Origin of the sequence: Hymenobacter sp. BT18 (assembly GCF_012273015.1) — a bacterium.
Classification (GTDB): domain Bacteria; phylum Bacteroidota; class Bacteroidia; order Cytophagales; family Hymenobacteraceae; genus Hymenobacter; species Hymenobacter lutimineralis.
In genome coordinates this window covers 1,571,851-1,597,546 of sequence record NZ_CP050954.1, presented here as the reverse complement: position 1 = coordinate 1,597,546, position 25,696 = coordinate 1,571,851, and the positions used below count along the sequence as shown (strand labels likewise).

The following is a 25,696-nucleotide window of genomic DNA, read 5'->3' as shown; positions in this document are numbered from 1 at the left end:
CCGGACAGTAGTGTCTAAAGGCCCCCGTTTGGGGGCCTTTTTGCTTATCTAGTGTGCCGTTTCACTTTAGCTATTATCATGCTCAAGACGCTATTTATTGCGCTGCTGCTTTGCATCGGCGCCGCAGCTCAGGCCCAGGACGCGCCAACGTGGCAAAAGGAGGATGGGCTCTATACATTAACTGCAGTTGTGCCTGTGACTGGAGCCACGAAGCAGGCTCTCTATGACCGTGCCCGCCGCTGGGCTGCTCTTAATTATGTGTCCAGCAAGGCCGTGCTGGAGCTTGCTGATGCGGAATCGGGGACAGTGATTGGGAAGGGTATTCTGCCTTATGTAAGGCAGTCTGATGTGGGGAAGTTTGAGAACGTCGCTTATACATTCGTGATAGATGTTAAGGACGGAAAGTATAGGCTTAAGGCTACCAGCTTCGAAATAAACGGTGAGTCAATTGCGGCCAGCACGGCTGTGGAGTCCGTTGCTGTTGACCGTGTAAAGGCCCGCTACCTGGCCTCAATAGAGCAGAATATCCGTAGCACGGAAGCCTCTCTTCGAAAAGCAATGAATACCGACCCTCGGGCTGGTTTCTAGCAGTTGCACTATATCTTTGTTCGCCAGCACAGACGGAGCGGGAAGCTGTAAGGCCCCCGTCCCTTTTGATCGAGGGTGCAGCTCCAAGCTGTGCTGCGCCAAAAAAAAGTGAACGGCCCGCTTGCATCCTATGCAGGCGGGCCGTTCCTTTGAAACGCTAAAACAACCCAGTGGGAGACTGCCACTCTAAACCTAGTCGGGGTTTTTCGAGTGGCGTTTTCATTTCCTGACATTTCTGACATCACGGCTAAGGCCGGAGAGAGGGGGGTACCTGCGAAGGCCCCAAAAAAAATCCACTGGATTGTTTTAGCACCTCTCTTCGGCCGACGCCGTGTTTTTTATTGCCCGAGTACCATGCTAAAACAATCCAACTCCATCCCTTTCGCGCAGCTTCACACTGCGCCCGTAATCGAGCGAGAAGAGCTCCTGGCCAGCATGGCCACCTCGCTCATGATTACCCCTCACACCCTGGTCGAACTCCGGGTGATGCTCATGTGCCACTCACCAGCCGACGTGCTGCGGGCCGTTGAGCAGGCCTACGCTGAGCAGACCCAGACTTCGCAACCCACTGGTGGCGAGGAATCCTTGTACTTTTTACTGGTCAACGGGCTGTCGAATTTGAGCACCTACACACTTCATGCAGCTGCTTAACGATGGCAAAGAACCAGAAAGACAAGAAGCCGAAGCCCCCGATTGGCTTCGGCCAGAAACCCGACGAGGAAGAGGATGAGCAATCCTCCAGCGCCGAAGAAGAAGCGCAGCCTCCTCGTCAGCCACTCGTTGAGCCGATTTTCGTCGATGATGTGGAGGTGACCGAGATACTCGCGGCTTATAATCTCTATCCTTTGACCCCGCTCAGCAAGTTCGAATACCAGCTGGTGGAGGTAATTGCTGCGCTGGAGCAACGGCTGCGGGCCGTCGACCCCGAATTGTAACCTGTTTTTCTACTCCCTATTGCAAAGCCCCGGCCCACCAGCCGGGGCTTTTTCTTGCTCAATTGCACCGTGCCAGTTGATAAGTTAACGGTGCATGGAATCTTCGCTAACGCACTCAAAAACAAGTCTTTTAACTTGATCCAGGCGATAAACGATGCGTTGTTTGTCATACTAAAACGCACGTAACTAACGCCTTACGATAATGACCGCCGCCCAAATCATCGCCTCGACCGGAACTACCAAAACCTGGAAAATGCAGCAGCTCTTCGGCCTCGGCCTGAGCCGCCGCGAAGTAGCCACGATGATGGGAGTAGGCTACGGCTTCGCCCAGAACGTCTACGCCGCCTGGGTAGCCGCCGGCGCAACCCGCGCCTTGGCTACGCCCACCCGCACCGCTACGGTAGCCGCCTTGGCCCCCTTCACACCCGGCGCCTTCACCCGCACCTTCGGCGTAGAAATCGAAGCCTACGGCGTAACCCGCGAGGCCCTGTTGGCTGAGCTACGCGCCCAAGGCCTCGAAGCCTACGGCGAAGGCTACAACCACACCACCCGCAACTACTGGAAAATCGTATCGGACGCCAGCGTAAGCGGCGCCCACGCCTTTGAACTAGTAAGCCCTGTACTGCGCGGCTACGAAGGGCTGGAGGACTTGGCCCGCGCCTGCCGCGCCCTCAACCACTGCGGCGCGCAGGTAAACGCCTCCTGCGGCCTGCATGTACACCTGGGCGCCCAGGACTTGAACATCGAGGCCATGCGCCAGCTGGTTCGCAACTACCTGGTACTGGAAAGCAGCATCGACCGGGTAATGCCCTCCAACCGCCGCGGCTCGGCCAACCGCTACTGCCGCAGCCTTCAGCGTAGCCGCACGATGCTGGAGGCCGAGCGCCAGATACTAGCGGCCACGACCACCCAGGAGCTAAGCGTAGCCGCCAACGGCAACGACCGCTACCACAAGGTGAACCTGCAGAGCTTCACCCGCCAGGGCACTATTGAATTTCGCCAGCACAGCGGTACCACCAACTTCGAAAAAATCAGCTTTTGGGTAAAATTCCTGGCCAACTTGGTTGACTACTCCAAGGCCCGCTTGGTTACCCCAAACCTGCCCGTAGCAGAATTTACTACCTTTAACCAGCGAGACATTGCCACCTACTTCACCCGCCGCGCCACGGCCCTACAAACCCGCTAACATGCCAACCTTCAACATACTCGGAGGCGGCCCGATAACGGCCGCCTCCGATTTAGGCTTAGTCCAGGCCCTGCGCGAGGACGCGCAGCAGTGGATACCTAGCGTCAGCATCGAGGACTTCATGGAAGGCTTAGCGGCCCGCGCCAAGATGCAGAACGGGTCAGTTGTTCGCACCGACTCCGTTGCTAACTTCATTGCCGACCTCAAAGCGGGCGGCTTTCTTACCCCAGTATAACCACCCCGCAACTGCGGGAAAGCAGCCCCGGCGCAACCTGCGTTGGGGCTTTTTTGTGTCCTTTTTACCCGAGGCAGCCGCTGGCAATTTCGGGGCATGGAAACCCTACAACTCGGCCGCGACAAGCACCAGGTGCCCTCGACGTGGAATGAACTCACGCGCCGGCAACTGCTTCGGGTGCTGCCTGAGCTGGTGGCGAAGCGGCCCGGCCAGCGCCTGCGCCTGCTCAGCCTGCTCAGTGGATTCGCCCTGCCTCGGCTGGCGGTCCAGGGCGAAGTGGTGCTCAGCCAGCTGCTGCCCCTTACTGACTTTCTGTTTTCGGAGGAGCACCATCTGACCGAGCAGCTGCTGCCCACCGTGCGGCCGCACTGGCTGCTGCCAGATTACCATGGCCCGCGCAGCCACTTCCGCAACCTGACCTTCGGCGAGTTCATTTTCGCCGACACCTTCTTCGTGCTCTATCACCAGCACCAGGATGCGCAGTACCTGGACAAGTTCCTGGCAGTGCTCTATCGGCCGCGCCTGCGGGGCGTGCGCACGCTCCATCACACGTACGGAGGCGACGTGCGGGAGCCATTCAACGAGCACTTGCTGCCCCACCGGGCCTCGATACTGCGCCGGATCAGCCGGCCTGAGAAGGCCGCCATCCTGGCCTGGTACCGCGGCTGCCGTGCACAGCTCCAGGCGGAGTTCCCGGCCGTGTTCGATGCCGGTGAAGAAGATGCCAAGGAGCAGAAACGGCAGGCACCGGACTGGGGCCGGGTGCTGCGCAAGCTCTCCGGTGGCGCGTTCGGCACGGTACAGCAGACGTCCGGCCAGCCCCTGCGCCTGCTCATGGCGGAGCTGCATGACGCGGCTGAGGATTATGAAAAACGCAAATCAATCAAGTAGCCATGCGCCACTCTGAGTATGTAGCCCTGTTCCGCGGCCTTGCGGGCAGTCACAAGAAAATCCGTCATGCGTCGCAAACGCCCCGTTTTGCCCGCGTGATTATCAGCATCGACCCCTACCAGCGGGTGATGGACTTGCACGAGATGAGCAACCTGCTGGGCACGCGCCTGCGGCCTGGCGCTGGGGAGCAAGTGATGGTGCTCGAATCCTGCCAAACGCTCTACGGCGACAATGGCGGGGACAACCGCACGCGCCGCCGGCATGGCGCCTTCTACATTTTGCAGCAGGCCAGCAGCGCGCAGGACGCCGATGGGGTGGAATCCATCATCGACGAGACCGAGCAAACCGGGGAGGAAATCATTGCCGCCGTGCTGAAGCAGTACGAAGACCAGGGCAAGATCCGCTGGCAAGTGAGCGACATCAGCTCCGACGTGGTCGGCCCCCTGGCCGATGGCACCTGGTATGGAGTGCGCTTCGACATCGAGTGGACAGCGCCGGCTAATGCTGGCTTTACCTACAACCCCTCAGCCTTCAACTAAATGGCCCGTTTCGCAGAATTACGCCTGGCCTACACGGCCGAAACCTTCATCACTGGCGCGCCCTATAACTCGCAGGACTATTGGGAGCTGACTATCAGGGGGCTGGTCGTGCGCCTGCGCCCGGTGTCCGATGCTGCGCAGGCCGGCCCCACGGCCGACGGCTACAACTTCCTGGTCAGCCCCGGAAAAGACTTTCCTACTGTCAGCGACTGGCTTGCCCGCCTCCAAGCCACTGCCAACAGCCTGAAGGACGCGCTGCTGGCGGTGCATACGCAGCTGGGGTACGCCGGCTTGGTGGGAGAGGTGCAAACCAGCTACAACCAGGCCGGGGGCAACTCTGCCGAGCGGTGTCAGAGTTACGTGCGCATCAAAAACACGCGCCATGGGGCCGATCTGAACTTCTCGGCCGCCACGTTCCACACCACGTACTGGAGTGATGCCTGGAAATTTTCCAGCTACACCATCACCAACATCGACCCGCCGACCATCACCATCGAGCAGGTCAAGTGCTTGTGCTTCGGGGGCGTGACGGGCTCGTTGCACCCTACCATCACCGGCGGGGTGCCTCCTTATGCCCCCATTTGGAACGATGGCATCACGCAGCTGGAGCGCACCAACTTGCCTGCTGGCGAGTACGAGCTGCTGGTACAGGACAACGATGCGGCCGGCATCATCTTCGAAAACACCGAGTGGGGCGCGCTGACCACCAACTTCACCGGCGAGACGCGGATGCGCGTGACACTGGGCCAGAACACGAGGGTGCAGGTGCTCATTGCCGCCACTGGCACCGACGTGACGCTCACGGCCACGGGCGGCGTCGGCCCTTATACCTACCTCTGGCCCGATGGCTCGACGCTGGCCAGCCGCTCGGGCTTGGCCGCGGGCCTCTACAGCGTGAAAATTACGGACGCGCTGGGCTGCGAAACGACCATTGAGGTGCGCGTGCAGGTCAGCCAGCTTTTTTTCTCGCGCAACCCCATCACCCTGCCGCTCGATGCCGGCGACGTGTACCGGGCCAACCCAGCCATCAAGCCCAACTTGTCCTTCATCTGCCAGGTGTGGCTGCAAGATGAAGCGGGGGAGTTTGCCCTGGTGGGCGGGGAGCTGGAGCAGCCAGCCGCCCAGGGCCGCACCACGTTTCAGGTGCAGGAGCTGCTCGATCCCTACCTGAGCGCGCACGTGCCGGCCGTGGGCCTCGCGGCCTTCGAGCGGGCCAGTGCCCTGTTTCGCCGGTTTTACTTGCAGTATGCTGAGCGATATGGTGATTCGCCGGCCACTGGCGACATCACCACGCTGCAGGAGCACACGGTGCTGCTGGGCGGGCTCGACTTTTACGAGGCCCGCACGCGCACCTGGTTTAACTCCTACCAGGTCGGCGCGCTGGCGCCCTTCCTGACATGGCAACCCAACCCGCGCCTGGTCACGCTCGAACAGCCCGAGTTTCTTTATGCCCTGGTACCGCGTGAGCTCGATAATGTGCAGCTGCGCGTGCTTGTGCACTTCGATGACGGCCACTTCGAGGAGCGCACCGTCTTCACGGCTACCGACTGGAAGCGCCACGAGGTGTACTGCGTGCCGGTGGGGGCGCAGGCACTTGGCTTGCAGGACGAGGCCACGCGCCGGCTCACCAAGTGGACGGTGTGGCTGAGCACGGAGCCCGATGGCGATGATCCCGTAACGCTGACTGAGTTCCGCGACTATCTGGTTGACCGCCGGCCCCCGGAGCACCCGCGCCGGTACATGCTCTACCAGAACTCGCTGGGCGGCATGAACACGCTGGCCATCACTGGGGAGTTGCAGTACGAGGTGGAGGTTTCGGGCGAGGAGGCGCAGCTGGGCCTAGCAGCGGACTACGACCCGCTGCAGGGCGACGTGGCCGTGCTCGACCGGGAACTGCGCCCGATGCTAAAATTCGATACAGGTCTGCTGCCGGCGGCCGACCGCCTGCACTTGCAGGAGATGCTGCTCTCGCGCCGGATCCTGTTCCTGCATGGTGGCCGATGGATGCCAGTCGTGTGCAAGCCCAAGACCGTGCAGCTGCTGGTCGACGGTAAGGCCCGCGGCGTCCTGGAACTGGAGTTCTACCTGCCACGCCAGCGGCAGTTTACCCCGCTGCTGCCGGTGACAGCCGTGGGCGTGCTGCCGACCCGGGTGAGCGATGATTATAGCCCCCAACTGCCATGATAGGACTACTGCACGAAAATGGCTGGCTGGATCTGGGCGACGGATCCATCAGCGTAGAAATCAACAACCCGCTTTTTCAGTCCGACAGCGTGCCGGGCACCACAACGTACCCGTTCACCTTGCCACTCACGCCAGGCAACCGGGTGAAGCTCAATCACCCACTCATGCGCCTGCTAGCAGGCCTGGGACTAGCCACTGAGCCCATCCAATGCTACGTTGGTGGGCTGCTGTGGAAGGTGGGCACGATGGTGTTTGAGGAATTCGACGAGCAAAAGCAGGAAGCGCAGGTGAAGGTTGTCTTTGATGCCGGCGACCTGCAAGCCCGCGTGAAGGGCAAGAAGCTGGCGGAGCTGGATCTGGGCGAAATTCCACTGGCTCTGACGTATGATGCGGCCGACTACGCCTTGCCCATGGTACGCAATCCGCGTTTCTACGCTGATGTTAACTCGGCCTTCGGGGGCTGGCTCAACTACTTCCACGGCGGGCAGTACCTGACCAACGCGGGCCAAAACACTTACTGCATTGTGCCTTTCCCGCGCCTGGTACCGCTGCTGCGCCGGGTGCTGGCCACGGTAGGATATGCGCTGGAAGGCGAGTGGCTGGATGCGGCTGAAGCCGGCGCTCTGGTCGTGTATTCTGATCGGGCTGCTGATGTCGACGTGGGCGGGCTGGTAAGTGCAGCGGAGTCCTTCCTGCTACAGCGTCATGTACCCAACATGACCATCGGCGAGTTGCTGGTAAGTATTCAGAGCTACCTGGCGCTGGGCTACACGTTTGATTCGATGCGCCGGGTGGTGCGCGTGCACCGACTGGCCGATGTGCTGGCCGATGCGCGCTACCTGGTACGTCGGGCAGGGCCAGCACGCAGCCGGCCAGCAGAGCGAGGCGGCTTTACGCTTCAGATGGAGTTGGAGCAAGACGATGAGCTAACAAAAACCCGCGACACAAGCTGGGCCCAGCTCGTCGTGGGCGCCGGCCAGCAGGCGCTGAGCCCGAAGGCCGGCACGTTGCTGATGGAGGAAGGCCTGGACACGCTCGACACGGCCCGCCGGGTGCTCACGCCGGCGGTGCAGGCCAAAGGCGGCTCCCCGGCGCTGGGGTTGGGCGACGAGTCGCGCTGCGGCCTGCGCCTGCTCAGTGACTACGGGCTGCAGCCCGCCAGTGACGGGAGCTTGTACCCGCTGGCCAGCAGTGGTACGGTTAACTGGGAAGGCACTCCGGTCGGCACCCTGGGCCTGCACTGGAATAACACGCTCTACGCGCAACGCTATCAGGCCTGGTTGGCCTTCCTGGACTCGGCCCCGCGCCTGGATAGGAAGGTAGAGTTCTACATAGCCGACCTGCGCACGCTGGAGCCAACACGCAAGGAACTGGTCGCTGGCCAGCTATGCCTGTGGGAAAAGGTCTCGCTGGAGTTGCACCCACGTCGGCGGCTGGAAACGGCCGCATTCACTTATCGGCAGCTACCTGCTTCTGCTGTATGAATGAGCTAAACACCCAGAGCGAGTTGCAACTCGCCACCAGCTGGCTGGCCATCACGGTCGAGCAGTTCCAGGCCAACATCCGGCAGCTAAAAATCATCAACACCGGCGCGCTGCTCTCCTCCTTCAAAACCCAGGTTATCGGGGCCGCCGGCGGCGATGAGCTGAAGCTGCGCCTGAGCTACGCCCTGTATGGCAAGTTCATCGACATGGGCGTGGGGCGGGGCATGGGCGCCGGTATCACCAAGCGCGACGACGGCTATGACCGGATTCGCAACGGCCGAGGCCAGCTCAAACGCTACCAGCGCAAGGCACGCCGGTGGTATTCGAAGGAAGTAGCCTACCAGATGCATCGGCTTTCTGAGCTGATGAGTGACCTAAAGGGCCGGGTGGTGCTCTCGGCTGCCCTTGATGCGGTGCCGGCCGGCAACGTGGAAATTAACTTATAAGTGAAGCCCAATGGCTACCGAAAAAGAAACCAGAGAAGTTGAGATAATTCTCAAAGGGCAGCAGGCAAACGCCACGCTGAAGGAAATGGGGGCCGCTGCGGCCATCATGAACAATCAGTTGGCAAAGATGGCCACTGACGACCCTCGCCGCGCCCAGTTGATCAACGACCATGCCCGGCTGCGTGACCGGATCCGGGAAACGGCTACGGAAATGCGCACCTACGTCAAGTCGGCGGAGGAGGTGCGCGAAGAAACCGAGCGGCTGAACAAGGCAAACGAGCAGGTTATCCTGAACGGCAAGAAGGTCACCGCCTCATTCAGCGAAATGAAGGCGTCGGCCGGCTTGCTGGAGCGGCAGCTGCACGAACTATCAGCTGATGATCCAGCGCGTGAGCGGATGCTGCGCGACTACCAGTTGCTGCAACAACGCATTGATGCCGTGAAGCGGGAGATGGGCGAAACGGCTGCAACGGGCGGGTTTTTCAAAAACGCCATGAGCAATGCCCTGGGCTTTCTCACCGGCGGTGGGCTACTGGAGCTGGCAGGCACGGCCTTCAACTTTCTGAAGGAAGCCAAGGACGACTTCGCCGGCGCCGCGCAGGCCGGCGCCCAGCTCGAAGCGACACTGGAGTCGACGGGACAAGCTGCCGGCGTCACGAAGAAGCAGATCGAGGACCTGGCCAGCGCCCGGATGGACGTGACGCTCATCGACGACGACGACACCAAGGCCGCGGCCTCGCTGCTGCTGACCTTCACCAACATCAAGGATGGCGTATTTCAGGAAGCCTTGCCGGCTATCCAGGATCTGGCCACCAAGATGGGCGGCGACGGCCCGGCCGACATGAAGGGCGCCAGCATTCAGCTCGGCAAGGCGTTGAACGACCCGATCAAGGGCATCACGGCCCTGAGCCGGGTGGGCGTCTCGTTCTCGGCCGAGCAGAAAACGATGATTGAGCGACTCGTGGCCACCGGCGACACGGCTGGCGCGCAGCGCATCATCCTCGCGGAGCTAAACAAGGAGTTCGGGGGCTCGGCCACCAAGGCCCGCGAGGCCGCCGGGGCCATGGGTACGCTGAGCATGCAGATGGCTGATACCAAGGAAACCATCGGCGAGTTCGTGACGGATGGCCTGAACCGCACGGTGGAGTGGCTGGGCCGGGTGTGGGAAAAGTCGCAGCCGGTGCGTGACATCTTCGTTTCGCTCTGGACGGAGTCGGGCAAATTAGTCGACGAGCTGGTCGACATTGCCCGCGGCCTCGGCCTGGTGGATGAGAAGACGGATACTGCCGGCATGGCGGCTGAAGCACTGCGCGTGGTGTTTACCTTGCTGCTGTTTCCCATCCGCACCCTGGTGAGCATTTGTAGTGCGCTGGCCGATGGGTTCATCACCATCTATAATAAGAGTGAGGTGCTCCGCGGCGCCCTCGGGGGGCTGTCGGCGTACTTTATCAGCATTTTCAAGGGGCTGAAGGACGCGGCCATCCAATACCTGGGTGGGCTGGGCGACTTCCTCACCGGCGTTTTTACGCTGGATCCGGAGAAGATTAAAAAGGGCATGATCAGCATGCTCAGCTCCATGAAGGATGCGGCCCTCGATAACGGCCTGCGGGCCGGCGAGGCCTTTATGCAGGGCTATGAGGATGGCAAGGGCCGGCGCATCACACGCACCAGGTCGGCAGCGTCCAGCGCATCGAGCGAGGGTGGGGGCGCAGCGGCCAGCACTGGCGAGGAGGACAACAGCATGGCCGAGGCGGCAGCCGCAAAATTGGAAAAGGAAGCGGCAGCTGCAGAGCGGAAGCGAGAAGCGTTGGAACGGAAGCGTCAGGCGGCACTGGCAAAGGCGGCCCAGGCCCGTATCGATGCTGCCAAGCTGTGGGTAAAGCAGGAGGAGCAGATCGAGGACGCCCGGATACTAGCCATGAGCGACAAAACCGAGCGGGAGCGGGCCAAGATTATGCTCGATGCCGACCGCAAGGTGCGGGCCCTCACCGGAAATGAGCTGGATTACACAGCCCAGGTGGCGGAAATCGTAGCTGGTCGCGACCGGCTGTTGCAGGATTTGTGGGAGAAGGGTGCCGAGGAGGATGCGAAGCGGAAGAAGGATGAACTGGAGCGGCGCCTGGCTGATGAGGACGCCGCCGAAGTTATCCGGGAAGCTGAAATCCAGGCGAAGTTTGAGGACATGCTGTTGACCGAGGCCCAGCGGGATCAAGCACTCTACGATCAGCGGCACGCCTCGCTGGAGGCCAAGCTGGCGCTGGAGGAGATGTATTTCGGTAAGGAATCCGAGACCTACCGCAAAACCTTCCGGGAGTTGCTGAAGCTGGAGAAAGACCACAACAAGGAAGTAGTGGCCGATACCAAAAAGCGGGAGGAAGCCAAGCGGCAGTTCGCGCAGTTGGGACTGCAGGTGGCCGGCGAGGTGCTGGCTACCACGATCAGCTACCTGGGCCAGGATGAGCAAGCCCGGAAGAAGAATGCCGACATGATCAAGGCATTCACCAGCGCCAAGATTGTGCTGGATGGCGTTCAGGAAGTGCAGGGCATCTGGAAGAACTATAATGCCAATGCCACGATCAATGCACTGTTCCCTGGTGCTGGTGCCGTGCTGGCAGCAGTGCAGACGGGTATTGCTGCCGGCCGCACGGCCATTGCCATCAACCAGGTGCAAAACCAGAAGTTCGCCAGTGGGGGCGCCACCGGCGGTGGGATGAGTGCTGGCAGTTTAGCTGTGTCTCCTTGGGGCTCCCTGCTGGAGATGTCGGGTATTCGAGTTAACAACTCAGGCAAGATGGTCGACGACACCGGTTTCGCGGTGGCCGGCGTAGTGCATGAGGAAGAGTACGTCATTCCCAAGTGGCTCCGGGAGGATCCGCAGGTAATGCAGGTCGAGGGCTGGCTGGAGCAGCGCCGGCTCCGGGGCTACGCTGATGGCGGCGCTACCACGGACGGAGGAAGCCAGGTACCAGCTGGAGGCATCGGTACCACCAGCGAGTCGGCGGCCGTGCTCGGCCAGCTGGTCGAGGTGATGCAGGAGCTCAATGGTCGGCTGGCCGGCGTGGAGCAGTGGCAGAGCAAGCTGAAGGTGGTGCAGGATCTGCGCGAAGTGACCGATGGTGTCGACGATGTGAAGAAGGTACGGCAGGAGTCGTCGGTCAGCTAAAAAGAGTGTCCAAAAAACGGTGTAAAAAACAGCCCCGAAAAACCGCGTTTTCGGGGCTGTTTTGTGGGGTGCTCAAAGTGTCCAAGAAACGCTCGTTTTCTGGACGGATTCCGGACAGTATTCACTGGGCTAAACAGTGTTCGACTGTGCGCTTCTTCTCAGGGCTTATATGAAAAGCTGTATCTTGTTTAAACCATCATTTGACTATCCCTCCGTTTTTGTGAACTACCAGCGGCGTTCGGAGCGATCAGCCAAGGAGGAGATTTTTTATTCAAAGGATTACTTAAATTGATAATACCATTTGCATGCCTTCATTCTTATTCGGACCGCTCATCCGCTCGTTGCTCATAGGGGTCGTTACCATCGTGGTAACCGTGAGTCTATACTGGGTCGCCGGGGTCGGATTTTATAGCCGCCATGTGGGTGGGTTACTTGGCCTACCAAAGAATCTGGATTACAACGGTGAAGTGGTCCTCCACCAGATAGCTTTGGCGTGGGTGGCACTCAGCATTGTCGGCTCGTACGTGTGGCACACGCGGCACCTAGATCGCAAGACGGTGGCGGGCACCGTATCCGAAATCCTGATGTGGCTGCTCTACGCCCTGCTGCTACTGCTGGCACTCTACATCTGGTATTTTATGCCGGAGCCACCCGATCCAAATCATGAGCCGATGATGTTCTAAGCCAGGCTGGCTGTTGGCTGGGCCGGGTGCCGGTAGTAAATGTGTTCACAGAATGTTTCAGCTTATGCCAGTGCTTCGGTCGCTGCTTATCGGGTTAGTCACCGTCTGCGGATTGCTCATCCTATTTTTTGCTAGTGATTTTGAATTCTACAGGGACTACTTGGCTGGGCGGCTGGGCCTGCCGGTGCGCAACCCGTACCATGTCTATTACTCAGTATTAGTAGTCATTAGCCGGCTAAGCTGGGCGTGGGTGCTGCTAAGCATTGTCGGCTCATACGTGTGGCACACGCGGCGCCTGGACCGCACCACCCGCGTCGGCGTCGTGGCCGACGCGCTGATGCTGATGCAATACGCCTGCTGGCTAGTGTTAACCCTAGTGATGCAGTATTTTATGTTCTTCGGAATTGGAGTCACTGAATAATTACGCTCGTTTGAGTGAAACGCAAAAGGTGAATTGATGAAGCTATATATCGAGTGCTTCCATTGCGCTCCCGTGGATGGAAAGATTCAGAAGGTAGGGGTAGAGATGCAAGAGTCTGCTCTATATGAATTCACATGCTCAAGTGGGCACGAGAGTAAGATATATATAACTAACCCCAAGTATGACATTCTCTTTGAGGCTGGATTGCAAGCAATATCTGAAGGGTATTACCGTGAAGCGGTATTTAACTTCTCTGCTTCCCTAGAGAGATTTTACGAGTACTACATGGTGGCACTCATGCTCTATTCTGGAAATAATTATAAGGATGAGGATTTTCAAGAAATATGGAAAAGGCTTGAAAAACAGTCTGAGCGTCAACTAGGAGCATTCTGGATGCTCTATTATGGCATTTTTGGAAAGCTGCCACTGTTTTTCGACAACAAATACCTGAAAGAGCATGGTCTGAGATTATATGTTAAGGACAATGACCCTATATACTTCAGGAATATTGTTACACACCAAGGTCACTTTCCAACTTATAACCAAGCCGTGGCATATGGAGAGGCTATAAACAGATATATGTATTATTTAAAAACATTACACAAAAAGCCACTTCGCCAGAACTCATTTACATTTTATCAATCCCTTAGTACTGCTCAGCATATCATGTTTTTTAGAATACCAAGGGTTGCGTATGTTCCGGGAGCACCCTCCCGGTGGTCTTTTCCAACATTTATCAACGATATCTGGGCAACCCATGAAGGAGATTATAGCGAAGAGTATTTCGTCTATAAGAATTTGATAGATAAGTTTCCCCTACAATCATGAAAGCAGCCATCTATGCCCGCGTTAGTACCCGCGATAAAGGCCAGGACAATGAAAATCAACTGCGCGAGCTGCGGGCCTTTGCTGAGCGGAAGGGGTACACGGTTTACAAGGAGTACTGCGACCAGGAGTCGGGAGGGAAAGCTGACCGAGTAGAGTTCAAGCGTCTGTTTCAGGATGCCCACCAGCGGCGCTTCGACGTGGTGGTGTTCTGGGCCCTCGACCGTTTCAGCCGGGAAGGTGTCGTCGAGACACTGAACTACTTGCAGAAGCTCTCGGCCGCCGGCGTCCAGTTCCTTTCCTACACCGAACAGTACTTGGATAGCACGGGCATTTTTAAGGACGCCATTATTGGTATCCTCGCGGCTATTGCCAAGCAGGAGCGGGTGCGCCTAGGCGAACGAACGAAGGCGGGAATTGCTAAGGCCCGCGAGAAGGGCAAGAACCATGGTCGCCCCACAGTCGATATCGCCCTCGTGGAGCAGGTGAAGCGCTTAAAGGCTACTGGCGCTTCTGATCGAGCTATTGGGAAAACACTGGAACTCTCACCCAGCACAGTGGCCAAGTATGTAAAAACTGAATAAAAAAGGCCCTGTTCACACAGGGCCTTTTTCTATATGTCTCCTTCTAGCCGCATATTCTTTATGCGGTCTTTAAAAGCAAAGTACTCAGTGTATGGCTCTATAATGAGCTCTCCTTTTTTATAGTACATAGCCGTGGGGCCATATCTTTTCGTCTGAACACCCTCATCCACCCAACCTGCTGTAATCACTTGGCCTCGCTCTTTTAAAGCGTCTTGAACTGTTTTAGGCAGCTGGCTTAGTAAAGTATTTATCGCATTCTGTAGTCTTTCTTCTGCTCCCTTTACACTGACTTCTAGCGCATTTAAGTGGGTTTCATAAACTTTAATTCTCTCAATTTCACCCTCCATTAGGAAGCCATCAGGATCAGATCTTGGGGTTCCTTCACTCTTGTCAAAGTGGGCCAGGGTGTCTTTGGCATGCTGGACGTTTTTCTGGTGGTGAACGATGTCGGCTAATGCCTTCGCTAGATTTTCTCTCTTCATAATGGGTCGTTAAGATTTCGAAGAAAAGTACCCAAAAAGTATGGACTAGCGAATCCTAATTTTCTGTCCTTTTTCTCGGTGGCGACCCGGGTGAGCTTTGAGTCCTTTATCTCATTTCTCACTCAAACGCCACGCGCATGAAAACCCTCTTTGTCCTTGCCATCAGCTCGGCTGCCCTGCTGGCCAGCGCCCACCGCGCCTATTGTCATGTTGACGTGAGCTATCCGCCTGTTCGGCCTGTTCAGCCTGTACACGTCGTACGCTACGATCCGGTTTTCGAGCATGAGTTCATGAATTGGGCCTCACTGGGCATTCAGGCGCGAATTGCTGAGCATCTGACCCTGAGTGCTCCGGATCAAGCATGGCTGCGTGGCCCACAGCCTGATTTCCCCTTCAGCGAAATGGTACCGCTTATAAAAGGTGAGATTTTCCGCCAGGAAAAGGCCGTTCGTCTTGGGGTAGTTTACCCTCCAACAAGGCAGTGGGCCATCGTGCGCAGTAAGTATTTTACTGGGCGAGTGCCCATAAACACGAAAACTATATCTCGCTCATTCACATATCGTTATTGACACGATTGCGAATATTTTTAGCAATACACGAAAAAGGTTAGTATCATATGCTGACCTTTTTCGTTTTAGAGTCAGTCTGTGAGTAAAGTGCGCATCTCAAATCGTTCCCGTTCGTCGTTCAGTCACGGCCCGAGTAAGGGCATCACCTCCCATTTTACTGTATCCCTATGACTGCCCTACTATCGCCACCTGAGCAAACCCCCACATTCAAGTTCGAGGCCCTGGGCCCGACTCGGCTTTCAACTGAACTGCTGCTCGCATTTGATAGATTCCTGCGGTTATCGGAGGATATCGGTCATGTGCAGCAGACTACAGCGAAGGTCTTTTTTGAGTTCCTGAAAACTCGCCCTGAGCTGGATGCCGCAGAGATTGACGACTGGAGAGCAGTGACTGAGTTTTTGAACGAATGCGCGCTGAAATCGAAGTAAAGGATATTCTATACTCACAAAAAAACCCGGTGATGAGCCGGGTTTTTCTTTTACCATTTGGCCGGCCTAACGCGCCGGGGCTGCTCTTCGTCAGGCGGGCCAGAGCGAGGGCCGAACATATTGTCGACGAGCTGCGCCGCCTGCTCATGCGCCTGGGGCGTGGTACGCACATACTTCATGGTCACACCTACGTTCGAGTGGCCCATCATCTTCTGGAGTACGTCGACCCGACCGCCTTCGTCCAGGTACTGCGTGGCGAATGTGTGCCGAGCTATGTGGTTGTGGATGGGCTGCGACAGCTCCAGTTCCTGCTCGATGGCGTGCAGGTGGGCGTTGGCCTTCTGCCCACTCATGCGCGTGAAGACGTAGGGGCTGGGCGAGTCCTTCTCGCGCACGGCATCATCCCATAGCTCCTGGCTGCGCCGGCTGAGCTTAACCATGATCTTCTTGCCCTTCTTGCGGTTTTTGAAGGGGATGAAGCTCAGGACATCGAACATGCGCCAATCCTCCTGGATGCGCTGCTGGTCGCTGATGCGCATTCCGCAACTGGCCAGCGCGAACAGCCAGCGCCGCAGCACCTGCCGGCGTGAGGTGCCTGGCTCGAGCACGTGGTAGTAGGCATCCAGCAGCTGCAAGTCACGCTTCAGCAGCGCCTCCCAGTTGCCTTTCTCGGGCTGGCTATTGACGAAGTTGACGTAAGGATCCGGGAACCAGATATTATCCTCCTTCCGGGCCAGGTTCAAGTAGGTTTTTACATCCTTATGGAAGCCCCAGCGCGTGGTGGCGGCGTGGCCCAGGCGCTGGAGGTAGGTGTCGTACTTCTTGGCAAAGCCCCGCTCAGCCATCGTGGAGAATGGCTGCCGGGCGCTGAAGGCCATCAGCTTCCGGAGCGATGACCGTTGGCTTTTCCAGCTCTCCTCGGTGATTTCGTGGCTGGCTCTCCGGGCCTCGAGCTTGGCGGTGTAATACTTCACCAGGCAGTCCTTGCTGAACCCACTGCGGAAGTTCTTCAAGAAAGATTCCATCGTGATGGGCTGCCGGCGCAGGTGCAGGTCGGTAAAGACCTGGTAGGCGTCACTCTTCATTTGCTGGCAAATGAGGGTGTTGGCCTCGGCCTGGGACTCTTCCCGGTGCAGGGCCAGTGCCGCAGCAGGGGAGTGGAGGCACTTGCAGGCGGCTTCATCGAACAGATCCGGGTGCCAGCTGATATCGAGGGGTATTTTTTTGGCTGACCCGTCGATCAGGACTTGCAGGTAGAGGGCTGCGGTGCCATCCTTCCTAACCGGGCTGGGTTTTCCCAGCAGCAAGTAGTCCGTTTTGATGCGAATCTGTGCTGAATAGCTCATGCTGAAATTTGCTTAGGGAACTATTAGGGAAGTGGGTAAAGCAAAAAAGCCGCTTCCGCAGCCTGTTTCCAGGCCGCAGAAGCGGTTTTTCGTGTTGCTGACCGTGTTTAGGTCAGTTCTGGTGGTCGCATAAGGAGTCGAACCTTAAACCTTCTGATTCGTAGTCAGATGCTCTATCCAATTGAGCTATGCAACCAAGTGCCAGACCGGAAACGTTTTTCCGTTTTGGTTGTGCAAAGATAGCAGGGTAAGTCTGGGCTATGCAAGCATGGAGCGGCTTTTTGGCTGCTTTTTTTGTAAAAAGACTGCAAGATGCTGAATTTCAGCTGTCATTTTGCAGGTCGTTTTCCGCGCCCTTTTTCAGCACGCGCTTCAGGGCCCGGGTAAACAGGTAGTAAAGCCCAAAGGCGGATACGGCCAGCAGCAAGGCCACCAGTACTTTCCCGGCCGTGCCCGTCTCCGGGTCCTGAATCAGCAGCAAAACGTCCTGGGCTTTTGTACCCAGCCAGTAGAAAAAGACGGTGCGGGGCAGCATACCTACAACCGAAGCCGTAAGAAACTGCCGACGCGGCACACCTACCACCGCCAGAATAAAGGTGATAAGCGCAAAGGGCAGGACCGGCGACAGGCGGGTAAGCAACACTAGGCGCCAACTGTCGCCACGTAGCTCGTGCATAACGGCGTGGGCCTTGGGAAAGCTCTCCAGCAGCCGAATGAGCTTGCCTTTATCGAGAGAAGTAGCCAGCATGTGTCCGAACAGGGCGGCCAGCATGTAGGTGAGCAGCATGCCAGGGAAGCCGGCCCAGTCGAAGTAGAAGGCGGTGATGAGTACCACCACGGTGGTGTGCGTGAGGGCCAGCGTCATGGCTATGGCTACTACAATAAAGTAGAGCAGCATCTGCCAGGCAGTGGGGTGGACCAGCAACTCGCGGTTGTGATGCAGCACCCAGGCCAGGGCGCTGTCGCCGATCAGGGGCATCACGGCCAACAGCACCAGCAAGGCCAGCGTGGATTTGTTCTGGTGAAAAAGCTCTTTCAGGAATGCCATAGGCAGCGTAAATACAAACGGGCCGGCTGGAAACAGCCGGCCCGAAGGTAGAACGAAAGAACGAGGCAAAAAGCTGCGCGGTTACGGCCTCTTGCTTGGCGGTGGCCGCCTATTCGTCGGCGGTCTTGCTGCCAAAGAACCGACGGATAGCCGTCCAGCCACCCGCTACCAAAGCCAGAATCACCTTCCAGAACTTGGCAAACAAGGCCAAAGCACCCACTTTCGCCAGCACTTTGCCCGCAACTAGGCCTCCAATACCGTAGGCGGCTACTTCGTCGATACTCGGGTTGAAATCGGCGTACTGCTGGCCTTTGGCAAACGCTACGCTTTTGATGATGCTCGGAATAGTACGGCGGATTTCGGGCAGCTGATGCATGCTGCCAATAGCGTTCAGGTTGAGCACCCCCTTGCGGCCCAACAGGCGCACGTTATAGTTGAGGGTGGTTTCGGAAGTGCCGCTGAAGCGCAGCTCCTTGGCCCAGTGCAGCACGTTGAGCTTCGGGTCGTAGAAGGGCTTGGCGGCCCAGCCAATGAGCAGCACGCGCCCGAAGCCCGCCTTTTCCCGCTCGTCGTTGTCGGCTTCCGTGTCATCCTGCATTTCCTTGAGCAGGTCGTCGTAGTCGATGTCGGCGGCATCGTCGTCCTCCACGTAGCCCGAGGGGTCGTACTCAATATCGAAAGCCCAGTTGTTGTCCGACAAAGGGCCCCGGTCGTCGGGCAGCAGCATGCCGAGGGAGCCGCCTTCGGGGTTGCCCCAGAGCTTGGTCAGCACGTAGTTGCTTTGCTCGGCGTCAAGAAAGCGGAAGCCCTTGGGAACATCAAGCGTACCTAAGTTATCGGGCAGAACGATATGCCCGGTCTGGTAGTGCAGGGTGGCATGCACCGAATCGACGTAGGCTTTTTCACGGTCAACGGAATCGGCAGGAGCGGGAGCGGCCGCAGTAGTTAGTTGCAGGCCTACCATTGTAGCAAGAAGTAGAAGTCTTTTCAAGCAGTAATAGGTAACGTGTGAATAGGTATAACCGGGCAAGATACCGTAGCTGAGGCCTATATTCCAAAGGCAACCTGCTTATTTCCTGGGGAAAATAGCGGCCTCGGTTCCTGCCGTTTTCCGGCCCCGGCACCTCTGCCTAAACCCTCCTACCTTTGTGGCAGTATTCCTCAGATTCCGCCGAACCCCAGTCCCCACCTTATGAAATTCGGAACCAAAGCCATTCACGCCGGTGTGCATCCCGACCCCGAAACCGGGGCCATTATGACGCCGATTTACCAGACCTCGACCTACGTGCAACGCTCCCCCGGCGACCACAAAGGCTTCGAGTACTCCCGCACCCACAACCCTACGCGCAGCCAGCTCCAGGATGCTTTGGCTGCCCTCGACAACGGTAAGCATGGCCTGGCATTCGCCTCGGGCATGGCCGCCATCGACTGCATCGTGAAGCTGCTGCAGCCCGGCGACGAGGTCATCAGCACCAACGACCTGTACGGCGGCTCTTACCGGCTGTTTACCAAAGTATATGCGGCCTACGGCATCAAATTCCACTTCGTGCCCATGCACGACATGACGGCCGTGGAAGCCGCCGTGACGGAACGCACCAAGCTGATTTGGGTGGAAACCCCCACCAATCCGCTGCTGAACGTTATCGACATTGCGGCGGCCTCGGCCGTAGCCAAAAAGGCTGGGGCCCTGCTGGTAGTTGATAACACCTTCTCCACGCCTTACCTGCAAACCCCGCTGGAGCTGGGCGCCGATATGGTGATGTACTCGCTCACCAAGTACATGGCCGGCCACTCCGACACCGTAATGGGCGCCGTGGTGGTGAACGACGACGAGCTGCACCAGCGCCTGAGCTTTTACCAGAACGCCTGCGGGGGCACGCCCGGCCCCCAGGACTGCTTCCTGGTGCTGCGCGGCCTGAAAACCCTGCACGTGCGCATGCAGCGCCACTGCGAAAATGGCCGCAAAGTAGCCGAGTACCTCAAGGCCCACCCCAAAGTGGAGAAAGTGTTCTGGCCCGGTTTCCAGGATCATCCCAACCACGAGGTGGCGGCGCGGCAGATGCGCGACTTCGGCGGCATGATTTCCTTTGTGCTGAAAGGCGACCGGAAAGAAGATGCCGTTGCTACCCTGGAGAAGTTTCAGCTGTTTTCCCTGGCCGAAAGCCTGGGCGGGGTAGAAAGCCTCTCGGGCCACCCAGCTACCATGACGCACGCCAGCATTCCGGCCGAGGAACGCCGCAAAGCGGGCCTTTCCGACTCCCTGATCCGGCTGAGCGTAGGCATTGAAGATGCCGAGGACTTGATTGAGGACTTGGCCCAGGCAATCGGGTAAGCGGCACTATCTGGTGCTCGATAGAGTTAAGCGAAAGGGCTGGCCAATCTAGGCCGGCCCTTTCTGGCGTATAGAAGTCTATGCTTTCTTCTTCCATGAGCAAACCGATGCGTTTCCTGTTTGGGCTGTTGCTGCTGCTCGCCTTTGGCTGCACCTCTGCACCCGTAGCGCCCGCCCCAACGGGTGGCCCGGCCACCACGCCCCTGCCAGGACCGGGGCAGCCGGGCATCGAGTACCTTGCCCTCGGCGACTCCTACACCATCGGGGAAGGTGCGGCGGCCGAAGACCGTTGGGGCGTGCAACTTTCCCGGCAGGCCCAAGCGCAAGGCCTGAACCTGCTCACCCCCGACATCATTGCCCGCACCGGCTGGACTACCGCCGAGCTGCAGCAGGCCATTCGGGCCGCCAATGTGCAGAAGACCTATGGCCTCGTGTCCTTATTAATTGGGGTAAACAACCAATACCGCGGCCTGCCGCTGGCCGCCTACCGCACCGAGTTTCGGCAGCTGCTGCAAACGGCCGTGACGTTTGCCGGTGGGCGCCCCGGCCGCGTAGTGGTGCTGTCCATTCCCGACTGGGGCCGCTCGCCTTTTGCCAGGGGCCGCGACCAAGACAAGATTTCCGGCGAAATAGACCAGTTCAATGCCGTGGCGAAAGAAGAGTGCCAGCAGGCCGGTGTAGCTTATGTCGACATTACTCCGCTTACCCGCAGCGCCGCCGGGGACATGAGCCAGTTTACCAACGATGGGCTTCACTACTCGGGTAAGCAGATGGCCCTCTGGGCCCAGCAAGCTTTACCCACGGTGCATAATTTGCTGAAATAGGGGGGGCGCTCTACTACTCGTCTGACCAGAATTTCAGTTCCTGACACACAAAGCCCCGCTTGGTGCCTAAACCAAGCGGGGCTTCTTGTTTACTGCGCTGCCTTATTTATTGCCGGCGGAAGAGTTGGAGTCCAGGATCTGGAACAGCTCATCAAGCTTGGGTGTGAGAATGATTTCCGTCCGCCGGTTCATGGCCTTGTTGGCGGGAGTGTCGTTGGCTGATACGGGCACGTACTGCGCGCGGCCTGAGGCCGTGACGCGCTCCGGCGCCACCCCATTGGTAGAGAGGAGGCGGGCTATTTCCGTGGCCCGTAGCACGCTCAGGTCCCAGTTGTCCTGCATGCCCGCGGTGCCTTTCAGAATCGGTACGTTATCGGTGTGGCCTTCTACTACCACGTTCACATCTTTCTGCTCCTGGAGCACGGTGGCCAGCTTCTTCAGCGCCTCCTGGCCCTTGGGGTCCACCTTGGTGGAGCCGGACTTGAACAGCAGCTGCTCGGAGAGGGACACGTATACTTTGCCGTCCTTCATCTTCACCTGCAGGTCGCTGGCTTTAAAGGAAAGCAAGGCGTTGCTGACCTTGGCTTTCAAGTCGTTTACGGCTTTGTCTTTGTCGGCCAGGGCCTGCTGGAGCTCCGCCAGACGTGCTTCCCGCACTTTTAGGTCAGCGTTGAGCTTGTCGATATCGGCTTTGCTGCGGTTGAGCGTAGTTTCCAACTCGCCCAGCTCGGCTTCGCGGCGGGCTAGGTCGCGGGCTACTTTGTTGTAGTCGTCGGCTTTGTTGGCCAGGGCGCGGTCCGAGTTCTTCAGCAGCTTATCGTATGAATCGGTGAGCTGGGTGTAGAGCTGGCGGGTACGGCGCAGGGCATTGCCGGTTTGAGCGGAGTCTTCGGCCAGGCGGCGGTTCTGCAGCTTCAGCTCATTCAGAACATCCGTCGATTTTTTGAGTTCCGTCACGGCCTCGCGCTGCTGCCGCTCGGCCGTGGCCAACGACTGCTCCGTGGCTGCCTGCCGGGCGCGGAGGTCGTCGTATTTTTTGGAGGCTACGCAGCCCGGCAAGAAAGCAGCCGAAGCCAGCGCGCCGAGTAGGAGAAGGGCAGAGGAAGTGTTTTTCACAACGAGAGCGTGAGGTGAGTGCTGTAAGTAGGTGGCTCCTGGAACAGGCCACGGAATGATTGCCAAGGTAGCTACTTACACCGGGTTGGCGCAATCGGCCAAGTTGGGAGCTGTGCCAGTGAAAATTCGCTACTATCTTTGAGCCAAGTTTTTCACCCAATTATCCACCCTTTACCTTTCCCACCCATGGCTGCCGTAGCTCCCCACAGCGCCGAAATTGAAGCCCTGCTTCAGCACACGTGTACCACCATTCCGCAGAGCCAGCTGCATGTGCCCGGCCCCGATTTTATCGACCGTTCTTTTGTAGGCTCCAGCCGCCCGCCCCAAGTGCTGCGCAGCCTCGGTCAGCTGTATAATACCGGCCGTCTGGCCGGCACCGGCTACATGAGCATTTTGCCCGTCGACCAAGGCATTGAGCACACCGCTGGCGCTTCCTTCGGGCCCAACCCCATGTACTTCGACCCCGAGAACATCATCAAGCTGGCGCTGGAAGGCGGCTGCAATGCGGTGGCTACCACGTTCGGCACGTTTGGGGCCGTAGCCCGCAAGTACGCCCACAAGATTCCGTTCTTGGTAAAAATCAACCACAACGAGCTGCTGACTTACCCTAATAAGTTCGACCAGATTATGTTCGGCTCGGTGCAGGAAGCCTGGAACCTGGGCGCTACGGCAGTAGGCGCTACTATCTATTTCGGCTCCGAGGAGTCGGGGCGGCAGCTGCAGGAAGTAGCGGCCGCGTTTGCGCGGGCCCACGAGCTGGGCATGGCCACGGTGCTGTGGTGCTATACCCGCAACAACGCCTTCAAAACGGCCGACAAGGACTACCACGTTTCTGCCGACCTCACCGGCCAGGCCAACCACCTGGGCGTAACCATTGGGGCGGACATCATTAAGCAGAAGCTACCTGAAAACAACGGCGGCTTCGCGGCCATTAAGTTTGGCAAGACGCACAAGGCCATGTACGAAACCCTGGCGGCCGATAACCCCATTGACCTGACGCGCTACCAGGTAGCCAACTGCTACATGGGCCGAATCGGCCTGATCAACTCCGGGGGCGAAAGCAAAGGTGCCACCGACCGCGACGAAGCCGTGCGCACCGCCATCATCAACAAGCGCGCCGGGGGCCAGGGCCTGATTTCGGGCCGCAAGGCCTTCCAGCGCCCTTTTGCCGAAGGAGTAGAGCTGCTCCACGCCATCCAGGACGTGTACCTCGATCAGTCGATTACGCTGGCCTAAGCGGCAAATCGGCATTAATCCTGAAACAATACCTGCGGGAAGTCAGCAATGGCTTCCCGCTTTTGCGTAATTTGGATGCTACCTTTGTCACTATCGGCCGAGGTTCCGACGTATGGACCCATCCGATTCTCTGCTTCCAGTACCTACTTCCCAGCAAATTTCCATGTCTTGGTTTAAGCGCGTAGAAAAAGGCATCGTTACCCCCACCGACCAGAAAAAGGAAACCCCGGATGGCCTGTGGTACAAATGCCCCGAGTGTAAAACGGTAGCCACCATGGCCGAGCACAAGCGCCTAATTTATACCTGCGCCAAGTGCAACTACCACGACCGGATCAACTCTGCCGAGTATTTCGAGGTCCTGTTCGATAACAACCAGTTCACGGAGCTCGATGAGCAGCTAACTTCCGGCGACCCGCTGCATTTCGTGGATACCAAAGCCTATCCGCAGCGCATAGCCGCTACCCAGCGCGCCACGGGCCTCAAGGATGCTGTGCGTACCGCTTATGGCCTGATGAACGGCCAGGATCTGGTAGTGGCTTGCATGGATTTCAAATTTATTGGGGGCTCCATGGGCTCCGTGGTAGGGGAGAAGATTGCCCGCGCCATTGACTATGCCCGTCAGCACCGCGTACCATTTCTGATGATCAGCAAATCGGGGGGGGCGCGCATGATGGAAGCCGGCTACTCCCTGATGCAGATGGCCAAGACCTCGGCCAAGCTGGCCCTGCTCTCCGAAGCCGGCGTCCCCTTCATCTCCCTGCTCACCGACCCCACCACGGGCGGCGTCACGGCTTCTTTCGCCATGCTGGGCGACTTCAACATCTCGGAGCCAGGCGCGCTGATTGGCTTTGCCGGCCCACGCGTCATCAAAGAAACCATTGGCAAGGACCTGCCCAAAGGCTTCCAAAGCGCCGAGTTCGTGTTGGAGCACGGCTTCCTCGATTTCATTGTTGACCGCAAGGAGCTCAAGCAGCAGCTGACCGATTTGTTGCAGATGGTGCAACCGGTTGCCCGTGAGGTGGTTGAAGCCAAGTAACCAAGCCCAAAGATAAGTTGACAGCTGCCGGACAAAAAAACGGCGAGCTTTTTGATTAGGGGCCCTTCAGGTGCGTATACGGCGCATCTGAAGGGCTTTTTCGGGTTTCTGCCATAACTATGGCGGCATCAGGCTGCGGTGTATAGGCCGTTTGCTATGTTTGTCGAACATTTTTCCGCTGAAACCAGTAAGCACACCAAACTCCCGAATTTCCCGTTTCCCTTTTTTCTCTTTCACCAAGTTTCATGCAAATGAACTCACGTAACTCGATTCTCTCCTTGTTCATGGCCATGGTAATGTTCCTCGGCTCATGCGCATCTTCTAAACCGGCCAGCGACGGCAGCCTGCCCGAAGGCAATGGCTCGGGGGCCCGTAAAACCGGCATGAGCAAAACGGCTAAAGGCGGTATCATTGGCGCTGGCGCTGGCGCCGTAGCCGGTGGTGTACTGGGCCGCGTCATTGGTGGCAAAAATGGTACGGCCGCTGGTGCTATCATCGGGGCTACCGTGGGTGGTGCTACGGGTGCTGTGATTGGCCGCAAAATGGACAAGCAGGCCGAAGAGCTGCAGCGCGACATGGCGAATGCCAAAGTGGAGCGCGTGGGCGAAGGCATCAAAATCACCTTCGACTCGGGCATTCTGTTTGACACCAACAAGAGCGACCTGCGCGCAGCTTCGATGACGGAAATTCAGAAAATGGCCGAAGTCCTGAAGAAGTACCCCGATACCAACGTGCTGGTCGAAGGCCACACCGACAACTCGGGTTCCGATGCCATCAACCAGCCGCTGTCGGAGCGCCGCGCCCAGTCGGTAGCCAACTACACCATCACGCAAGGTGTAGACGCAGCCCGCGTATCCACGAAAGGCTATGGCTCTTCGCAGCCTGTAGCCGATAACACCACGGTGGAAGGCAAACAAGCTAACCGCCGCGTAGAAGTAGCTATTTACGCCAACGAGAAGATGAAGAAGGCTGCCGAGCAAGGCAAGCTCTAATTTCTCTTCCGTTACTTATGACCCCATAAAAAAGCCGCCTGATCAGGCGGCTTTTTTTATGGGGTGACGTGGAAACTCCTCGATTATAAGGTGGTAGTTCAAACCTTGAAAATGCTTCTGTAT

27 protein-coding genes and 1 tRNA gene are annotated in these 25,696 nt (G+C 58.1%); 22 read left to right on the top strand and 6 right to left on the bottom strand.

All coding sequences use genetic code 11. The features are described from left to right. Positions 1-78 precede the first annotated feature (78 nt). The 15 genes from HER32_RS06630 to HER32_RS06560 all read left to right on the top strand — a co-directional run bounded on the left by HER32_RS06630 (position 79) and on the right by HER32_RS06560 (position 14,164). Complete coding sequence (locus HER32_RS06630; protein ID WP_168681317.1) at positions 79-588, top strand: DUF4468 domain-containing protein; 510 nt, start codon at positions 79-81, stop codon at positions 586-588. A gap of 354 nt (positions 589-942) precedes the next feature. Then, entirely contained in the window at positions 943-1,239 is a 297-nt protein-coding gene (locus HER32_RS06625) for a hypothetical protein (RefSeq protein WP_168681316.1), read from the top strand. 2 nt (positions 1,240-1,241) lie between these two features. After that, entirely contained in the window at positions 1,242-1,523 is a 282-nt protein-coding gene (locus tag HER32_RS06620; RefSeq protein WP_168681315.1) for a hypothetical protein, read from the top strand. A 202-nt stretch (positions 1,524-1,725) separates the two neighbouring features. After that, positions 1,726-2,709 carry an amidoligase family protein gene (locus HER32_RS06615; RefSeq protein WP_168681314.1) on the top strand — a complete coding sequence of 328 codons (984 nt, stop codon included), beginning with the start codon at positions 1,726-1,728 and terminating at the stop codon, positions 2,707-2,709. A gap of 1 nt (position 2,710) precedes the next feature. Next, the gene (locus HER32_RS06610; protein ID WP_168681313.1) at positions 2,711-2,944 is read left to right on the top strand and encodes a hypothetical protein; all 234 of its coding nucleotides are present in this window, start codon (positions 2,711-2,713) and stop codon (positions 2,942-2,944) included. A gap of 96 nt (positions 2,945-3,040) precedes the next feature. Then, positions 3,041-3,835 carry a hypothetical protein gene (locus tag HER32_RS06605; protein WP_168681312.1) on the top strand — a complete coding sequence of 265 codons (795 nt, stop codon included), beginning with the start codon at positions 3,041-3,043 and terminating at the stop codon, positions 3,833-3,835. A gap of 2 nt (positions 3,836-3,837) precedes the next feature. Next, on the top strand, positions 3,838-4,374 hold the full coding sequence (locus HER32_RS06600; RefSeq protein WP_168681311.1) for a hypothetical protein: 537 nt from the start codon (positions 3,838-3,840) through the stop codon (positions 4,372-4,374). Further along, positions 4,375-6,558, top strand: a complete 2,184-nt coding sequence (locus tag HER32_RS06595; protein WP_168681310.1) for a SprB repeat-containing protein — start codon at positions 4,375-4,377, stop codon at positions 6,556-6,558. It abuts the gene before it with no gap. Further along, positions 6,555-8,042, top strand: coding sequence for a hypothetical protein (locus HER32_RS06590; RefSeq protein WP_168681309.1), 1,488 nt, complete (start codon positions 6,555-6,557; stop codon positions 8,040-8,042). Before HER32_RS06595 ends, HER32_RS06590 begins: the two co-directional genes overlap by 4 nt. Then, positions 8,039-8,488, top strand: coding sequence for a hypothetical protein (locus HER32_RS06585; protein WP_168681308.1), 450 nt, complete (start codon positions 8,039-8,041; stop codon positions 8,486-8,488). Before HER32_RS06590 ends, HER32_RS06585 begins: the two co-directional genes overlap by 4 nt. A 10-nt stretch (positions 8,489-8,498) precedes the next feature. Next, positions 8,499-11,651, top strand: a complete 3,153-nt coding sequence (locus HER32_RS06580; protein WP_168681307.1) for a hypothetical protein — start codon at positions 8,499-8,501, stop codon at positions 11,649-11,651. A gap of 497 nt (positions 11,652-12,148) precedes the next feature. Beyond that, positions 12,149-12,334: a hypothetical protein gene (locus HER32_RS06575; protein ID WP_168681306.1), complete on the top strand. Its 186-nt coding sequence runs from the start codon at positions 12,149-12,151 to the stop codon at positions 12,332-12,334. A gap of 112 nt (positions 12,335-12,446) precedes the next feature. Beyond that, a complete protein-coding gene (locus HER32_RS06570; RefSeq protein ID WP_168681305.1) occupies positions 12,447-12,755 on the top strand; it encodes a hypothetical protein in 309 nt (102 codons plus the stop codon). Positions 12,756-12,827: 72 nt separating this feature from the next. Then, the gene (locus HER32_RS06565) at positions 12,828-13,583 is read left to right on the top strand and encodes a hypothetical protein (protein ID WP_168681304.1); all 756 of its coding nucleotides are present in this window, start codon (positions 12,828-12,830) and stop codon (positions 13,581-13,583) included. Then, entirely contained in the window at positions 13,580-14,164 is a 585-nt protein-coding gene (locus HER32_RS06560; protein WP_168681303.1) for a recombinase family protein, read from the top strand. Before HER32_RS06565 ends, HER32_RS06560 begins: the two co-directional genes overlap by 4 nt. Before the next feature lie 29 nt (positions 14,165-14,193). On the opposite strand, the gene HER32_RS06555 is transcribed toward HER32_RS06560, so the two are convergent. Next, positions 14,194-14,646 carry a hypothetical protein gene (locus tag HER32_RS06555; RefSeq protein WP_168681302.1) on the bottom strand — a complete coding sequence of 151 codons (453 nt, stop codon included), beginning with the start codon at positions 14,644-14,646 and terminating at the stop codon, positions 14,194-14,196. 137 nt (positions 14,647-14,783) lie between these two features. Here HER32_RS06555 and HER32_RS06550 point away from each other — a divergent pair, with 137 nt between their 5' ends. Continuing rightward, positions 14,784-15,215, top strand: coding sequence for a hypothetical protein (locus HER32_RS06550; RefSeq protein ID WP_168681301.1), 432 nt, complete (start codon positions 14,784-14,786; stop codon positions 15,213-15,215). 167 nt (positions 15,216-15,382) lie between these two features. After that, positions 15,383-15,643: a hypothetical protein gene (locus HER32_RS06545; RefSeq protein ID WP_168681300.1), complete on the top strand. Its 261-nt coding sequence runs from the start codon at positions 15,383-15,385 to the stop codon at positions 15,641-15,643. 50 nt (positions 15,644-15,693) lie between these two features. Here HER32_RS06545 and HER32_RS06540 read toward each other — a convergent pair whose 3' ends face one another. The 4 genes from HER32_RS06540 to HER32_RS06525 all read right to left on the bottom strand — a co-directional run bounded on the left by HER32_RS06540 (position 15,694) and on the right by HER32_RS06525 (position 19,001). Then, positions 15,694-16,989, bottom strand: coding sequence for a tyrosine-type recombinase/integrase (locus HER32_RS06540; protein WP_168681299.1), 1,296 nt, complete (start codon positions 16,987-16,989; stop codon positions 15,694-15,696). Between the two features lie 119 nt (positions 16,990-17,108). Next, positions 17,109-17,185, bottom strand: a tRNA-Arg gene (locus tag HER32_RS06535). A gap of 126 nt (positions 17,186-17,311) precedes the next feature. Further along, the gene (locus HER32_RS06530; RefSeq protein WP_168681298.1) at positions 17,312-18,037 is read right to left on the bottom strand and encodes a TVP38/TMEM64 family protein; all 726 of its coding nucleotides are present in this window, start codon (positions 18,035-18,037) and stop codon (positions 17,312-17,314) included. A 109-nt stretch (positions 18,038-18,146) separates the two neighbouring features. Beyond that, entirely contained in the window at positions 18,147-19,001 is an 855-nt protein-coding gene (locus HER32_RS06525) for a DUF2167 domain-containing protein (RefSeq protein WP_168681297.1), read from the bottom strand. A 228-nt stretch (positions 19,002-19,229) separates the two neighbouring features. On the opposite strand from HER32_RS06525, the gene HER32_RS06520 reads away from it, so the two are divergent. Then, positions 19,230-20,369, top strand: a complete 1,140-nt coding sequence (locus tag HER32_RS06520) for a cystathionine gamma-synthase (protein ID WP_149072268.1) — start codon at positions 19,230-19,232, stop codon at positions 20,367-20,369. A gap of 95 nt (positions 20,370-20,464) precedes the next feature. Beyond that, on the top strand, positions 20,465-21,193 hold the full coding sequence (locus HER32_RS06515; RefSeq protein WP_232066414.1) for an SGNH/GDSL hydrolase family protein: 729 nt from the start codon (positions 20,465-20,467) through the stop codon (positions 21,191-21,193). A 102-nt stretch (positions 21,194-21,295) separates the two neighbouring features. On the opposite strand, the gene HER32_RS06510 is transcribed toward HER32_RS06515, so the two are convergent. Next, positions 21,296-22,309, bottom strand: coding sequence for a flagellar motor protein MotB (locus HER32_RS06510; protein WP_232066413.1), 1,014 nt, complete (start codon positions 22,307-22,309; stop codon positions 21,296-21,298). A 186-nt stretch (positions 22,310-22,495) separates the two neighbouring features. On the opposite strand from HER32_RS06510, the gene HER32_RS06505 reads away from it, so the two are divergent. The 3 genes from HER32_RS06505 to HER32_RS06495 all read left to right on the top strand — a co-directional run bounded on the left by HER32_RS06505 (position 22,496) and on the right by HER32_RS06495 (position 25,573). Further along, positions 22,496-23,545 carry a class I fructose-bisphosphate aldolase gene (locus HER32_RS06505; protein ID WP_168681296.1) on the top strand — a complete coding sequence of 350 codons (1,050 nt, stop codon included), beginning with the start codon at positions 22,496-22,498 and terminating at the stop codon, positions 23,543-23,545. A 163-nt stretch (positions 23,546-23,708) separates the two neighbouring features. Next, positions 23,709-24,581 carry an acetyl-CoA carboxylase, carboxyltransferase subunit beta gene (accD, locus tag HER32_RS06500; RefSeq protein ID WP_149072266.1) on the top strand — a complete coding sequence of 291 codons (873 nt, stop codon included), beginning with the start codon at positions 23,709-23,711 and terminating at the stop codon, positions 24,579-24,581. A gap of 251 nt (positions 24,582-24,832) precedes the next feature. Beyond that, positions 24,833-25,573, top strand: a complete 741-nt coding sequence (locus tag HER32_RS06495; RefSeq protein ID WP_232066412.1) for an OmpA family protein — start codon at positions 24,833-24,835, stop codon at positions 25,571-25,573. Positions 25,574-25,696: the final 123 nt, after the last annotated feature.

Excerpts from the sequence above, each read along its gene's own strand:
- HER32_RS06495 (WP_232066412.1), top strand. The coding sequence starts at position 24,833 with ATGAACTCACGTAACTCGATTCTCTCCTTGTTCATGGCCATGGTAATG.
- HER32_RS06600 (WP_168681311.1), top strand. The coding sequence starts at position 3,838 with ATGCGCCACTCTGAGTATGTAGCCCTGTTCCGCGGCCTTGCGGGCAGT.
- HER32_RS06515 (WP_232066414.1), top strand. The coding sequence starts at position 20,465 with ATGAGCAAACCGATGCGTTTCCTGTTTGGGCTGTTGCTGCTGCTCGCC.
- HER32_RS06505 (WP_168681296.1), top strand. The coding sequence starts at position 22,496 with ATGGCTGCCGTAGCTCCCCACAGCGCCGAAATTGAAGCCCTGCTTCAG.
- HER32_RS06610 (WP_168681313.1), top strand. The coding sequence starts at position 2,711 with ATGCCAACCTTCAACATACTCGGAGGCGGCCCGATAACGGCCGCCTCC.
- accD (WP_149072266.1), top strand. The coding sequence starts at position 23,709 with ATGTCTTGGTTTAAGCGCGTAGAAAAAGGCATCGTTACCCCCACCGAC.
- HER32_RS06595 (WP_168681310.1), top strand. The coding sequence starts at position 4,375 with ATGGCCCGTTTCGCAGAATTACGCCTGGCCTACACGGCCGAAACCTTC.
- HER32_RS06550 (WP_168681301.1), top strand. The coding sequence starts at position 14,784 with ATGAAAACCCTCTTTGTCCTTGCCATCAGCTCGGCTGCCCTGCTGGCC.
- HER32_RS06615 (WP_168681314.1), top strand. The coding sequence starts at position 1,726 with ATGACCGCCGCCCAAATCATCGCCTCGACCGGAACTACCAAAACCTGG.
- HER32_RS06590 (WP_168681309.1), top strand. The coding sequence starts at position 6,555 with ATGATAGGACTACTGCACGAAAATGGCTGGCTGGATCTGGGCGACGGA.
- HER32_RS06545 (WP_168681300.1), top strand. The coding sequence starts at position 15,383 with ATGACTGCCCTACTATCGCCACCTGAGCAAACCCCCACATTCAAGTTC.
- HER32_RS06620 (WP_168681315.1), top strand. The coding sequence starts at position 1,242 with ATGGCAAAGAACCAGAAAGACAAGAAGCCGAAGCCCCCGATTGGCTTC.
- HER32_RS06560 (WP_168681303.1), top strand. The coding sequence starts at position 13,580 with ATGAAAGCAGCCATCTATGCCCGCGTTAGTACCCGCGATAAAGGCCAG.
- HER32_RS06605 (WP_168681312.1), top strand. The coding sequence starts at position 3,041 with ATGGAAACCCTACAACTCGGCCGCGACAAGCACCAGGTGCCCTCGACG.
- HER32_RS06520 (WP_149072268.1), top strand. The coding sequence starts at position 19,230 with ATGAAATTCGGAACCAAAGCCATTCACGCCGGTGTGCATCCCGACCCC.
- HER32_RS06625 (WP_168681316.1), top strand. The coding sequence starts at position 943 with ATGCTAAAACAATCCAACTCCATCCCTTTCGCGCAGCTTCACACTGCG.
- HER32_RS06630 (WP_168681317.1), top strand. The coding sequence starts at position 79 with ATGCTCAAGACGCTATTTATTGCGCTGCTGCTTTGCATCGGCGCCGCA.
- HER32_RS06530 (WP_168681298.1), bottom strand. The coding sequence starts at position 18,037 with ATGGCATTCCTGAAAGAGCTTTTTCACCAGAACAAATCCACGCTGGCC.
- HER32_RS06525 (WP_168681297.1), bottom strand. The coding sequence starts at position 19,001 with ATGGTAGGCCTGCAACTAACTACTGCGGCCGCTCCCGCTCCTGCCGAT.
- HER32_RS06580 (WP_168681307.1), top strand. The coding sequence starts at position 8,499 with ATGGCTACCGAAAAAGAAACCAGAGAAGTTGAGATAATTCTCAAAGGG.
- HER32_RS06585 (WP_168681308.1), top strand. The coding sequence starts at position 8,039 with ATGAATGAGCTAAACACCCAGAGCGAGTTGCAACTCGCCACCAGCTGG.
- HER32_RS06555 (WP_168681302.1), bottom strand. The coding sequence starts at position 14,646 with ATGAAGAGAGAAAATCTAGCGAAGGCATTAGCCGACATCGTTCACCAC.
- HER32_RS06540 (WP_168681299.1), bottom strand. The coding sequence starts at position 16,989 with ATGAGCTATTCAGCACAGATTCGCATCAAAACGGACTACTTGCTGCTG.